Origin of the sequence: Halomonas sp. NCCP-2165, from assembly GCF_023708045.1 — a bacterium.
Classification (GTDB): domain Bacteria; phylum Pseudomonadota; class Gammaproteobacteria; order Pseudomonadales; family Halomonadaceae; genus Bisbaumannia; species Bisbaumannia pacifica.
In genome coordinates, this window is record NZ_BRCY01000033.1 from 1 (window position 1) to 12,810 (window position 12,810).

Sequence of the window (12,810 nt, forward strand, 5' to 3'; positions counted from 1 at the left end):
GCGGAGGCCTGGGGCTCGCCCCGGGGCGCGATGACCTCGGACTCCGGCAGCAGGGTATAGAACTCGAAGGTGGGCGTGCGGGGCTCCTCGGCGGGTTCCGCCGCCTCTCGAGGCGCCACCGTGGCGCTGGGCGGTGGCGCCGAGGCCTGGAAATGCTGGGCCAGGAAGTAGCCGGCCAGCAGGCCGCCGGCACCCCATAGCCAGCCGGGCAGGCCGCGCCGCTGGGCGGACGCACGCTTGCGGGACGAGGCGCCGCGGCGCTTGGGCGGGCTGGATTGACGGCGGCTGGCCATGAGTGACGTCTCCTTACATCGCTGCGGGGCACCGGCTCCGAAGAGCCGGTCGAGGCCTGTGTCTTTTCACTCTCAAGGCCCGTCGAGGCCTCCCGGTCGCTTACATTTCCTCGGGAGCGCCGACGCCGAGCAGGTCCAGACCATTGCGAATCACCTGGCGGGTGGCCAGGCCCAGCGCCAGGCGGGCGTTGCGCAGGGCGTCTTCCTCCACCATCACCTTGACGGCGTTGTAGCAGGTGTGGAAGTCCGCCGCCAGGTCCTGCAGGTACTGGGCGACCTGCTGAGGCTCCCGGGAAGCGGCGGCATGGGCGACCACCTCGGGGTAGCGGGCCAGGCGGTTCATCAGCGCCTTCTCCTGGTCTTCGGTGAGCGACGCCAGGTTGGCCAGGGCCAGGTCGTGATCGAAGGACAGCCCCTCGGCTTCGAGGCGGCGCAGCACGCTGCACACCCGGGCGTGGGCGTACTGCACGTAGTAGACCGGGTTGTCGTTGGACTGGGAGCGGGCCAGGTCGATATCGAAGGTGAGCTGGGAGTCGGCCCGGCGCGCGGCCAGGAAGTAGCGGGTGGCGTCGCGGCCCACTTCATCGATCAGGTCGCGCAGGGTCACGTAGCTGCCGGCGCGCTTGGAGAGCTTGACCTCGACCCCGGAGCGGGTCACCAGCACCATCTGGTGCAGCACATAGTCGGGCCAGCCCTGAGGGATGCCGGCATCCAGGGCCTGCAGGCCGGCGCGTACCCGGGTCACGGTGGAGTGGTGGTCGGCGCCCTGCTCGTTGATGACTCGAGCGAAGCCGCGCTGCCACTTGTCCAGGTGGTAGGCCACGTCCGGCAGGAAGTAGGTGTAGCCACCGTCCTTCTTGCGCATCACCCGGTCCTTGTCGTCGCCGAAGTCGGTGGTGCGCAGCCACAGGGCACCCTCCTCCTCGTAGGTGTGGCCCTGGTCGATCAGCCGCTCCACCGTGGCCTCGACCTTGCCGTCCTCGTAGAGGGAGGATTCCAGGAAGTAGACGTCGAACTCGACGCCGAAGGCCTTGAGGTCGAGATCCTGTTCGCGGCGCAGGTAGGCCACGGCGAATTCGCGGATGGCGTCGAGGTTCTCCGGGTCGCCCTTGGCGGTGACATGGCGATCGTCGGCATGCACCGTCTCGCCGGCCAGGTAGCTGTTGGCCACGTCCTGGATATAGTCGCCCCGGTAGCCGTCCTCCGGCCAGCCGGCGTCTTCGGGGCCGAGGCCCTTGACGCGAGCCTGCACGGAGAGGGCCAGGTTGCTGATCTGGGCGCCGGCGTCGTTGTAGTAGAACTCGCGGGTGACGTCATGACCCACCGCCTCCAGCAGGCGGCACAGGGAGTCGCCGATGGCGGCGCCGCGGCCATGGCCCACATGCAGCGGGCCGGTAGGGTTGGCGGAGACGAATTCCACCTGCACCTTCTGGCCCTGGCCGGCGAGGCTGCGGCCATAGGCGTCGCCGCTCTCCAGCACCTGGGCGACCACCTGGGCCACGGCATCGGTGGCGGCGAAGAAGTTGATAAAGCCGGGGCCGGCGATCTCGGTCTTGCTCACCGCGGCGCTCTCGGGCAGGGCGGCCACCAGGGCCTCGGCCAGGTCGCGGGGCTTCTTGCCCGCCGGCTTGGCCAGCATCAGCGCCAGGTTGGTGGCGTAGTCACCGTGGGCCTTGTCCTTGGTGGGGTCGACCTTGATGGTGGGGGACGTGTCCGCGGGCAGCACGCCCTGCTGCTTGAGGGTGACGAGCGCCTCGTCGAGCAGCGCGATAATGGTCTCTTTCATGGGGTCGGCATGTCCTGTGTCCCCCGCCGCAGGAAAGCGGCCGGGGCGAGTGAAAGCGTGGCAAAGGGATCTATTATCGGCAATTGGGCTCCGGCTTTAAAGCCTGGGCGGCCTCCCGGGTAGCCCCGAGCCTCCGGGGGAGGCGATTAGTCGACGCCCAGCAGCGGCTCGGGGTCGAGGATCACGGTGCGCCGGCTATCGCTGAGCATCACCTGGCGCTCCTGAATATTGCATTGCAGATTGATGGAGCGATCCGCCAGCTCGGCCAGCTCGCGGCTCTGCTCCGCCGGCAGGCGCCAGATGATCAGGTTGTCGAAGCGGCTCAGGCGGTGCTGGAGCTTCTCCCACCAGGGGCGCACGGCGCCTTCCTCGCCGTAGGCGTAGAGGATCACCTGGCGCGAGCGCTGACAGGCCTTGCGCAGGCGATCCTCGTCGGGCAGGCCCAGCTCGATCCACAGTTCGATGGCCCCAGTCAGGTCCTTGCGCCACAGCTCCGGCTCGTCGTCGGTGCTCAATCCGCGGGTGAAGGCGAGGTCTTCGCTGGCATTCAGGGCGAAGGCCAGCAGGCGCACCATCAGTCGCTGGTCGGTCTCCGAGGGGTGCTGGGCCAGGGTCAGGGAGAGGTCGTCGTAGTGGTGACGATCCATATCGGCCAACTGGATCTGGGCCTTGCAGATGGTGGACTTGAGGGCCATGGGCTGTCTCGCCGGTACCTGTGGAGAAGAGGGCGCCACTGTAACCCGCCACGACGGGGATCGAAAGCGAGAGGGATCGAAAGCTAGAGCCGGCTTAACTAAGCGTCTGTGGGTCGATATCCAGGGACCAGCGCACCCGGCGCGCCTCGCGGCACTGCTCCAGCCAGCCGATCAGCCAGGCGCCGGCCTCGTGCAGGCGGCTGCGGCGCTCGGCGCTGAGCATCAACTGCATATGGTAACGGCCCTGGCGGCGCTCCATGGGGGCCGGCACCGGCCCCAGGCAGTGCACCTCCGAGGCCTGGTCGGCGAGCCAGGCACGCAGGGCCTCGGCGGCTTGCTCGGCCAGCGCCTGGACGGCCTCCTCCCGGGGCGCCTCCAGGCGCAGCAGGGCCAGGAAGCGGTAGGGGGGCAGGGCGGCGGCACGACGCTCGGCCAGCAGCCGTTCGGCCAGGGCATCGTAGCCCCGGGAGGCCAGCAGGGTGAGCTGGGGGTCGTCGCTATGCTGGGTCTGCACCAGCACCCGGCCGGGGTGTTCGGCGCGCCCGGCGCGCCCGGCCACCTGTTCCAGCAACTGGGCGCTCTGCTCCATGGCGCGGAAGTCGCTGGCGTAGAGGCCGGCATCGGCATTGACCACCACCACCAGGGTGACATGGGGCAGGTGGTGGCCCTTGGCCAGCATCTGGGTGCCCACCAGGATCGCCGGATCGCCCCGGCGCACTTCGCTCAGCAGGCTCTCGAAGGCCTCCTTGCGGCGCGTGCTGTCCCGATCGATGCGGTAGATCGGCACCTCGGGGAAGAGGCCGGCGAGGCTCTCCTCGCTGCGCTCGGTGCCGGTGCCCAGGGGGCGCAGGTCGGCGCTGCCGCACTGGGGACAGGCCTCGGGCAGCGGCTGCTGGTGGTCGCAGTGGTGGCAGGCCAGCAGGTGGGGCTGGCGATGCAGGGTGAGGCGGGCGTCGCAGTGGCGGCACTCGGCCAGCCAGCCGCAGGCCTCGCAGGCCAGGGTCGGGGCGAAGCCGCGGCGATTGATGAACACCAGGACCTGGTGTCCCGCCGCCAGGGTCTGGCGGATCGCCTCGATCACCGGTGGAATCAGGCCGCCGCGGCGGGGGCGGCCGCGGGTGTCGATCAGCTCCAGCCGGGCCGGGGCATGGCGGCTGGCGCGGCGGGTCAGGCGCAGGTGCTGGTAGTGCCCCGAGTGGGCCTTGGCCAGGCTCTCCAGGGAGGGCGTGGCGCTGCCCAGCAGCACCGGGATGCCGTGGTGGTGGGCCCGGGCCACCGCCAGGTCCCGGGCATGATAGCGCAGGCCCTCCTGCTGCTTGAGGGAGCCGTCGTGCTCCTCGTCGACGATGATCACGCCGGGGCGCGCCAGGGGCGTGAAGATCGCCGAGCGGGTGCCGATCACGATGGGCGCACGGCCCTGGAGCGCCGCCAGCCAGGCGTCCAGGCGTTCGCCGTCGGCCAGCCCCGAATGCAGGGCCACCACCGGTACCCGGAAGCGCTTGCGAAAGCGCGCCAGGGTCTGGGGGGTCAGGCCGATCTCCGGCACCAGCACCAGGGCCTGGCGACCCTTGGCCACGACGGCCTCGATCAGTTGCAGATAGACCTCGGTCTTGCCGCTGCCGGTCACGCCGTGGAGCAGGGCCGGCGTGAAGCGCGCCAGGCCGTCGTGGAGCCTGCCCAGGACCTGGGCCTGCTCGCCGTTGAGGGTCAGGGCCGGCTCCGCCAGCAGGCGCTCGGGGCCGGGCGGGGGCGCCTCGATCAGCGGCTGCTCGTCGGCATGAATCAGCCCCTTGTCGGTCAGGGCCTGCAACTGGGCGCGGGTATAGCCCTGGGCGGTGATGGCCGGCGTGGTCACTCCCCTGGGATGCTGGCGCAGCATGGCCAGCAGCTCGGCCTGGCGAGGGGCCCGGGTCAGGGCCTCAGCCGGCAGGGACCGGCCATCGAGGGTCGGGCGCCAGGTCTCGCGGGTGCGGGCCTCCAGGGGGCGGCCCTGGCGCAGCAGGCCGGGCAGCGCATGGCTCAGGGTATCGCCCAGGCCGTGCTGGTAGTAGCGAGCGGTGAACTGGCACAGCCACAACCAGTCCGCCGGCAAGGGCGCGTCGTCGAGCCAGGCCGCGACCGGCTTGAGGCGAGACGCCGGGACCTCGCTATGCGCGCGACACTCGATGACGATGCCCACGACCTCGCGGCGCCCGAAGGGCACCCGGACCCTTAGCCCCGGCCGCCAGCCGCCCGGCGGCGGGGCGATGGCGCGGTAGTCGAAGAGGCGGCGCAGCGGGGAGGGGAGGGCGACCCCGAGGAACGTCGCGGGCGAGGAAGTGGGCAATTGGCCTCCGGCATCGTCTCTGCTAGAATGCGCGCCTTCATGGCGCCATGCGTCATGGTTACCGGTGGGCGCGGCGTCATCTTAACGCACCCAAAACCCGTATGCGGTGCCTGGCAAGAGATCAGGTGGCGGCATACCGCTCCATGAGGCTTCACGATGAAACAAGGTATCCATCCCGAATACAAGAAGGTCAGCGTCTCCTGCTCCTGCGGCGCCACCTTCGAAATTGGCACCACCTCCAACCAGGAGATGTCCCTGGACGTCTGCTCCCAGTGCCACCCCTTCTACACCGGCAAGCAGAAGCAGGCGACCACCGGTGGCCGCGTCGAGCGCTTCAACAAGCGCTTCGGTGCCGCGATCCGTCGCTAAGACGCTGCTCGCCATCGCCCCAGGGCGATACCAAGAACCCGTCTGGCCTCGCCAGGCGGGTTTTTTTATGTCTGGAACCAGGACGTTGTCGCTGGAATAAGCTCTTTGTTATGCATGCATGGTCAGTCATAAGTTCGAGTAAATATTTGGAAATGCCTTCAAAAAGGTCGGCAAAATCCTTGAATGACAAGAACTTGGCATAAGTTGTGGCCTTGGATGTTTTTCTATATTCTGACGCGACACCGATATACTTTGCTACGACTGGACAACCCCATGACTGACCCGAGAAAAGCGGCACTGGATTACCACTCACAGCCGATCCCCGGCAAGCTCTCCGTGGAGCTGACCAAGCCCACCGCGTCCGCCAAGGATCTGGCCCTGGCGTATAGCCCGGGGGTCGCCGAGCCGTGCCGCGAGATCGCCAAGGATCCCGAGAATGCCTACCGCTACACCGGCAAGGGCAACCTGGTGGCGGTGGTCTCCGATGGTTCTGCCATCCTCGGCCTCGGTAACCTGGGCCCGCTGGCCAGCAAGCCGGTCATGGAAGGCAAGGGCGTGCTGTTCAAGTGCTTCGCCGGTATCAACTCCGTGGATATCGAGGTCGACGCCGAGAGCCCGCAGGCCTTTATCGATACCGTGGCGCGCATCGCCGATACCTGGGGAGGCATCAACCTCGAGGATATCAAGGCGCCGGAGTGCTTCGAGATCGAGCGCGCCCTGATCGAACGCTGCAATATCCCCGTCTTCCACGATGATCAGCACGGCACCGCCATCGTCACCGCGGCGGGCATGATCAATGCCCTGGATATCGCCGGCAAGAAGATCGACGAGGCGCGGATCGTCTGCCTGGGCGCCGGTGCCGCCGCCATCGCCTGCATGAAGCTGCTGGTCTCCTGTGGCGCCAAGGCCGAAAACATCTTTATGCTGGATCGCAAGGGCGTGATCCACAGCGGCCGCGAGGACCTCAACCAGTACAAGGCGATGTTCGCCACCGAGACCGAGCGCCGCACCCTGGACGACGCCATCGATGGCGCCGATGTCTTCGTCGGCCTCTCCGGTCCCAACCTGCTCTCCGCCGAGCAGCTCAAGACGATGGCCGCCAAGCCGGTGGTCTTCGCCTGCTCCAACCCGGATCCGGAGATTCACCCGGAAGTGGCCAAGGCGGCCCGCGACGACGTCATCATGGCCACCGGTCGCTCCGACTTCCCCAACCAGGTCAACAACGTGCTGGGCTTCCCCTTCATCTTCCGCGGGGCCCTGGATGTGCGTGCCACCGCCATCAACGAAGAGATGAAGATCGCCGCGGTGCATGCCATCAAGGACCTGGCCCGCGAGCCGGTGCCGGCGGAGGTCAAGGCCGCCTATGAGGTGGACGAGCTGAGCTTCGGCCCCGAGTACATCATTCCCAAGCCGATGGACGCGCGCCTGCTGGATCGCGTCTCCGCGGCGGTGGCCCAGGCGGCCGTGGATTCCGGCGTGGCGCGCAAGCCCTATCCGGCTCACTACCCGCTGACCCGCATCGAGGATGTCTACGGCGACTAAGCCGCGATATCGCGATCGGTGACGAGACGCCGGCCTTCGGGCCGGCGTCTTGCCGTCCGACAACGACAAGGCCCGCATCCAAGGATGCGGGCCTTGTCGTTGTCGGACCATGCCCGGCGGCCGCCGGGCGAAAGGGTCAGAAGATCGATTCGAAGGCGCCGCTGCCCTGGGCGCCGCTGTGCTGTTCGAGATCCTGGCTCACGCTGTAGGGCTCGAATTCGGGCTGGTGGTCGACATGGAAGAGCTCGCTGATCCCGCCGGCCTGACCATCGCGCAGGCGGCGGCCGGAGTCCGGGTCGATGCGGGCGCTGACCACCTCGGCGGGGCGCGCCTGCCTCGCCTCGGGGCGGCCCGCCAGGGCCTGGCTCATGAAGTCGACCCACACCGGCAGGGCGGCGCGACCGCCGTACTCGCCGGTGGTCTCGTTATTGTCCTTGCCGATCCATACCGAGACCGCCAGGTCGGCGTTGTAGCCGGCGAACCAGGCGTCGCGCTGGTCGTTGGTGGTGCCGGTCTTGCCGACGATATCGCCGCGTCCCACCTCGAGGGCGCCGCGCCCGGTGCCGGATTCGACGACATCGCGCAGCATGTCGGTGACCAGGTAGACGGCGCTGGCGTCGGCGACCCGGGGCGCCAGCGGATAGCGGCGACCCTCGATCTCCACCTCCTGGGTGTCGGGTCGACAGTCGCGGCAGACCCGACGCGGACTGGCCTCGTCCACTAGGGTCTCGTCGGCGCCGCGGGTGACCCGCTCGATGTACCAGGGCTGGATGCCGTAGCCGCCATTGGCCAGGGTGGCGTAGGCGGTGGTCATCTCCAGGGGGGTCAGGCTGGCGCTGCCCAGGGCCAGGGAGAGGCCATGGGGCAGGCGCGACTCATCGAAGCCGAAACGCGCCAGGAAATCGATGGTGTTATCCAGCCCCAGGCGTTGCAGGACGCGGATGGTGACCAGGTTGCGCGACAGGGCCAGGGCGCGGCGCACGCGCATGGGGCCGCGGAAGTCGCCGCTGGAGTTGACCGGCCGCCAGGTGGTGCCGGCGTCCGGCATCACCACCGGGGCATCGTTGATGATCGAGGCGGGCGTGATCTCGCCCGCCTCCAGGGCCGCCAGATAGACGAAGGGCTTGAAGATGGAGCCGGACTGGCGCTGGGCCTGGGTGGCCCGATTGAACTTGCTGGCGTCGAAGTCGAAGCCGCCCTGCAGGGCCAGGATGGCGCCGCTGTCGGGGTCCAGCACCACGATGGAGCCCTCGGCATCCGGGCGCTGGGAGAGGCGCCAGCTGCCGTCTTCGCGCTGCAGGATGCGTACCAGGGAGCCAGGCGCGGCGATCTCGGCGGCGGAGCCCGGCTCGCCCTCGCGCCACTGGGCGCTGCGGTAGCGGCGCGCCCAGCGCAGGCCTTCCCAGTCGAGGGTCACCACCTCGCCGTCGGCGGTCAGCACGCGCATCTCGCGCCCCTCGGCGGTGACCACGATGGCCGGGTGCAGGGGGCCGAGGCGCGGCGTGCGCTCGAGCACATTGAGCCAGTTGCTGACGTCGCCGTCGACGCCCGCCACTTCGCTCTGGCTGCTGGCCGCGGCACGCCGGGCGGTTTCCAGTACCTCGGGGGATTCGTCGAGCTCTTCTTCCAGGCCGCTGCGTTCGGTGCGCTCCTGGGCCTCCACCAGGCCGGCGGGAATCTCGGTCTGCTCCGGGCCGCGCCAGCCATGGCGCGTGTCATAGGCGATCAGGCCGCGGCTCAGGGCCTGTCGGGCCATGGGCTGCAGTTCGCTGTCCAGGGTGGTGGTGATGCGGTAGCCGCCGGTATAGGCCTCGTCGCCGTAGCGGTCCACGGCGAACTGGCGGGCCATCTCGGCCATGTAGTCGGCCTCCACCTCGACCTGCACCACATGGCGGCGGGCGGTGATCGGCGCGGCCACGGCCTCCGCGTAGGTGGCCTGGTCGATATGCCCCAGCTCGCGCATGCGATAGAGGATCCAGTTGCGACGGATCAGCGAGCGCTCCGGGTTGGCCAGGGGGTTGAAGGCGGAGGGCGCCTTGGGCAGGCCGGCGATCATCGCCATCTGGGCCAGGGTCAGCTCCTCCAGGGGGCGGTCGTAGTAGGTCTCGGCGGCGGCGGCGATGCCGTAGGCGCGGTGTCCGAGGAAGATCTTGTTGACGTAGAGCTCGAGGATCTCCTCCTTGCTCAGCACCTGTTCCATCTGCAGGGCCAGCAGGATCTCGCGGATCTTGCGGGTAAAGGTGCGATCCAGGGTCAGCAGGTAGTTGCGCGCCACCTGCATGGTGATGGTGGACCCCCCCGACTGGATATCGCCGCCACTGGAGGCCAGCTCCACCGCCGCACGGGCCAGGCCGCGGGGGTCGACGCCGGGGTGCTCGAAGAAACTGGCATCCTCGGCGGCCAGCAGGGCCTGGATCAACGGTTCGGGAATCTCGTCGTAGTCGACGGCGATGCGTCGCTCCTCGCCGAACTCGCCGATCAGTCGGCCGTCGCGGGTGAAGATGCGCAGCGGAGCCTGCAGCTCGAAGTCCTGCAGCTGGCGCACATCGGGCAGGCCGGGGGCGAAATAGAGGGCGGCGCCGGTCACGGCCAGCAGGCCGGCGGCGGTCAGCGAGAGCGTCAGCCACACGAGGGAGGCGATCAGGCGTTGGAAAAACTTCATGAGATACCCGTGATAAGCGCGTGATTAGCGGTGGCGGTACGACGATGAGGCGGGGCTATCCTTGAGGTTAGCCATTATATGGGCCGTAGCGGGGGGTCACCAGCGTTGAAGGGGTAAGCATCCTGCTATTGTGTGATGAAACGAAATCGGATGTAACCTGAAAATTACGCAGCCGCGGGGCGTCAGGGGGAGTCGAGGGGTGACGCCCAGGTCGCAACGGCAACGCATGGGACGAGCAGGGGGCGACTCAGGTGCAACTTACTAGACAGGCGAAGGGGCTGATCGGTGTCGATATCACCTCGGCCACCGTCAAGCTGATCGAACTCAAGGCGGTACAGGGCGGCTTTCGGGTCGAGAGCTATGCGGTCTGCCCACTGCGCGAAGGGGCCGTGGTCGAGCGCCGTATCCGCAACATGTCGGCGGTGGTCGAGGCGTTGCAGCGAGCCGTCGAGCTGGCGCGTCCCACCACCCGCCTCACCGGTGCCGCGGTGCCGGCCAGTGCCGCCATTACCAAGACACTCACCATGCCCGCCTCCCTCAACGATGACGAGATCGAGGCGCGTATCCAGGTCGAATCCGACAAGCATATTCCCTTCCCGTTCAGTGAGGTGGCCTTCGACTTCCAGCGTCTGGGCACCCATGACCGTTATGCGGATCAGCAGGAAGTGCTGCTGGTGGCCTGCCGTCAGCAGGACGTCAGCCAGCTCACCGAGGCCTTGCTGCAGGCGGACCTGAGCCCGGCGGCGGTGGACGTGGAGACCTTCGCCATGGAGCGTGCCTTCACCGAGGTGCGCCACCAGTTGCCCCGGGAAGAGGATGCCAGCGGCGGGGTGGCCCTGGTGGATGTCGGGGCCACCATGCATGCCTTCCATGTGCTGCGCAACGGGCGCATCACCTACAGCCGGGACACCGTCTTCGGGGGACGCCAGCTGACCGACGAGATCGTCAGTCGCTATGGCCTGAGCGTGGAAGAGGCGGGGCTGGCCAAGAAGCGCGGCGGCCTTCCCGAGGACTACCAGAGCAGCGTGCTGGAGCCCTTTATCGAGACCCTGGTCCAGCAGGTGGGGCGCTCCTTGCAGCTCTACTACACCGCCGGTCGGCGGGAAGAGGTCAAGCGGCTGGTGCTGGTGGGGGGTTCCTGCGTGGTCCCCGGCCTGCAGGAGCGCCTGGCGGCCGATAGCGGCATGGAGGTGCTGGTCGCCAATCCCTTCCTGCGCATGAAGGTCAATTCGCGCATCGATATCCACACCCTGGCCAGTGATGCCCCTGCCATGCTCACGGCCTGCGGTCTGGCAATGAGGTCGCGCCCATGACGATCGAGATCAATCTGTTGCCCTGGCGTGAGCAGCGCCGGGAGCGTCGCAGCAAGCGCTTCCAGTTGGCCCTGGTGGCCATGGCGGTGGTGGGATTGGCCGGTGGGGCCGGCATGACCTACTACTACCAGCAGGCCCTGGATGTACAGCAGCAGCGCAATGCCCATATCACCGCCCAGTCGGCTCGGCTCGATCGGGACATCCGCTCGATTCGCGAGTACGAGACCGAGATCGAGCGTCTGGAGGCACAGATCACCGTTTTCCGCCGCCTTCAGGAGGGGCGTCCGCAGACCGTGCATGTCTTCAACCAGCTGACCGCCAGCCTCGAGGAAGGGGTCCACTACACCGAACTGACTCGCCAGGGTGACCAGCTGCGCCTCACCGGCCTGGCCGAGAACAACCGCCAGGTCTCCGATCAACTGCGTGCCCTGGGAGCCGCCACGGCCTTCGACGTGCCCAGCCTCTCCGAGGTGGAGGCCGACGAAGGGCAGGCGCGGCGGCGCTTCAGTCTCAGCGTGCCGCAGCGCATGCCGGGCCAGCCGCTGGCCGAGGAGGATGAATCATGAGTCTTTCCGGGGTGAGATCGAGAGAGTGGCGCCGGCTCAATGAGCCGGCACCTATGCCCGGGGCACCGGCCGCCGAGGAGGATGAATCATGAGTCTTGCTGGGGAGTGGCGCCGGCTCAAGGAGCTGGATTGGCGCGAGCTCGATCTGCGTGAGGCGGGCGGCTGGCCCTGGTCGTTGCAGTTGATCTGCTGCCTGCTGGTGCTGGGACTGACCTTCGCCGGCATGCACTGGTATCTGGCCTCTCCCAAGGCGGAGGAGCTGGCCCGGGCCGAGGGCGAAGAACTTAGCCTGCTGGAAGAGTATCGCGGCAAGGCGGCTCAGGCGGCCAACTTGCCGGCCATGCGCGAGCGCAATGCGGCACTGCAGGCGCGCCTCGATACGCTACTGGAAATGTTGCCCAGCGGCGCCGAGATCCCTTCGCTGATCGACAACATCAGCGAAACGGCCATCGACAATCAGCTGCTCATCGATGCGATCCGGCTGCGTGCCCCGGTGTCCCAGGAGTACTACGTGGAGCAGCCCTTCGATATTCAGGTGGAGGGGGACTATCACCGTATCGCCTCCTTCCTCTCCGGGGTGGCGGGACTGTCGCGTATCGTGACTCAACATGACTTTACCCTGGCGCCGGTGGCGGAGGGGGGGCGTCTTCGCCTGTCGCTGCTGGCCAAGACCTACAGCTATCGCCATGAGGGCGGGGAGGAGGGCCCATGAAGTCACGCCTTGTGCGGGGTGGCGGCCTGCTGTTGCTCGCCGGCCTGGTGGGGTGCGGCGATCCCGATATCGCCGGCCTCGATCGTCAACTGGCGGAAATACGCGCCAACCCGGGGCACCTGGAGCTATCGACGCTACCGGATACGCCGAAGTATGTGGCCATTCCCTATGCTCAGGCCGATCGACGCAGTCCCTTTATGGCTCGCCTGCCGGAGCCGGAGGCGGGGCTGGAGGGCGGCTCCGAGGAAATGGCGCCGGACATGGCGAGGCCCAAGGAGCCGCTGGAGTTCTATCCCCTCGAGCGGTTGTCGCTGGTCGGCACCCTCTCGGTAGGAGGGCAGCCCTCGGCACTGGTCAGGGCGCCGGACGGCGAGGTGCACCGTCTGCGCAATGGCAATTACATGGGCACCGATTTCGGGCGCATCGTCAGCATCACCGAGGCCTCCGTACAGCTGGTGGAAGTGGTGCCCAACGGCCGCGGGGGCTGGATCGAACGGGTGCGGAGCCTATCGCTGAATGGGGGGGGACGTCAGCGTGGTTGATAGC

The 12,810-nt window shown here is 68.0% G+C and carries 10 protein-coding genes and 1 pseudogene; 6 read left to right on the forward strand and 5 right to left on the reverse strand.

What is annotated here, in order from left to right:
• The 4 genes and pseudogenes from NFU04_RS14160 to NFU04_RS14175 all read right to left on the reverse strand — a co-directional run.
• Nucleotides 1–293: pseudogene (locus NFU04_RS14160) on the reverse strand (SPOR domain-containing protein); the annotation flags it as partial.
• A 100-nt stretch (nt 294–393) separates the two neighbouring features.
• On the reverse strand, nt 394–2,079 hold the full coding sequence (gene argS / locus NFU04_RS14165; RefSeq protein ID WP_251310089.1) for an arginine--tRNA ligase: 1,686 nt from the start codon (nt 2,077–2,079) through the stop codon (nt 394–396).
• Nucleotides 2,080–2,225: 146 nt separating this feature from the next.
• On the reverse strand, nt 2,226–2,774 hold the full coding sequence (locus NFU04_RS14170; RefSeq protein ID WP_251310090.1) for a YaeQ family protein: 549 nt from the start codon (nt 2,772–2,774) through the stop codon (nt 2,226–2,228).
• Between the two features lie 94 nt (nt 2,775–2,868).
• Nucleotides 2,869–5,100 carry a primosomal protein N' gene (locus NFU04_RS14175; protein WP_251310091.1) on the reverse strand — a complete coding sequence of 744 codons (2,232 nt, stop codon included), beginning with the start codon at nt 5,098–5,100 and terminating at the stop codon, nt 2,869–2,871.
• A 156-nt stretch (nt 5,101–5,256) separates the two neighbouring features.
• On the opposite strand from NFU04_RS14175, the gene rpmE reads away from it, so the two are divergent.
• Entirely contained in the window at nt 5,257–5,469 is a 213-nt protein-coding gene (rpmE, locus tag NFU04_RS14180) for a 50S ribosomal protein L31 (RefSeq protein WP_146803601.1), read from the forward strand.
• A gap of 273 nt (nt 5,470–5,742) precedes the next feature.
• Nucleotides 5,743–7,011 (forward strand): malic enzyme-like NAD(P)-binding protein, encoded by a 1,269-nt coding sequence (locus NFU04_RS14185; protein ID WP_251310092.1) that lies wholly within the window; start codon nt 5,743–5,745, stop codon nt 7,009–7,011.
• 136 nt (nt 7,012–7,147) lie between these two features.
• On the opposite strand, the gene NFU04_RS14190 is transcribed toward NFU04_RS14185, so the two are convergent.
• On the reverse strand, nt 7,148–9,673 hold the full coding sequence (locus NFU04_RS14190) for a penicillin-binding protein 1A (protein WP_251310093.1): 2,526 nt from the start codon (nt 9,671–9,673) through the stop codon (nt 7,148–7,150).
• Between the two features lie 251 nt (nt 9,674–9,924).
• On the opposite strand from NFU04_RS14190, the gene pilM reads away from it, so the two are divergent.
• The 4 genes from pilM to NFU04_RS14210 all read left to right on the forward strand — a co-directional run bounded on the left by pilM (nt 9,925) and on the right by NFU04_RS14210 (nt 12,806).
• Nucleotides 9,925–10,986, forward strand: a complete 1,062-nt coding sequence (pilM, locus tag NFU04_RS14195; protein WP_251310094.1) for a type IV pilus assembly protein PilM — start codon at nt 9,925–9,927, stop codon at nt 10,984–10,986.
• A complete protein-coding gene (locus tag NFU04_RS14200; RefSeq protein WP_251310095.1) occupies nt 10,983–11,552 on the forward strand; it encodes a PilN domain-containing protein in 570 nt (189 codons plus the stop codon). The genes pilM and NFU04_RS14200 overlap by 4 nt, the downstream gene beginning before the upstream one ends.
• An 88-nt stretch (nt 11,553–11,640) precedes the next feature.
• Nucleotides 11,641–12,264, forward strand: a complete 624-nt coding sequence (locus NFU04_RS14205; protein ID WP_251310096.1) for a type IV pilus inner membrane component PilO — start codon at nt 11,641–11,643, stop codon at nt 12,262–12,264.
• The gene (locus NFU04_RS14210; protein WP_251310097.1) at nt 12,261–12,806 is read left to right on the forward strand and encodes a pilus assembly protein PilP; all 546 of its coding nucleotides are present in this window, start codon (nt 12,261–12,263) and stop codon (nt 12,804–12,806) included. Before NFU04_RS14205 ends, NFU04_RS14210 begins: the two co-directional genes overlap by 4 nt.
• The last annotated feature ends 4 nt before the right edge of the window (nt 12,807–12,810 follow it).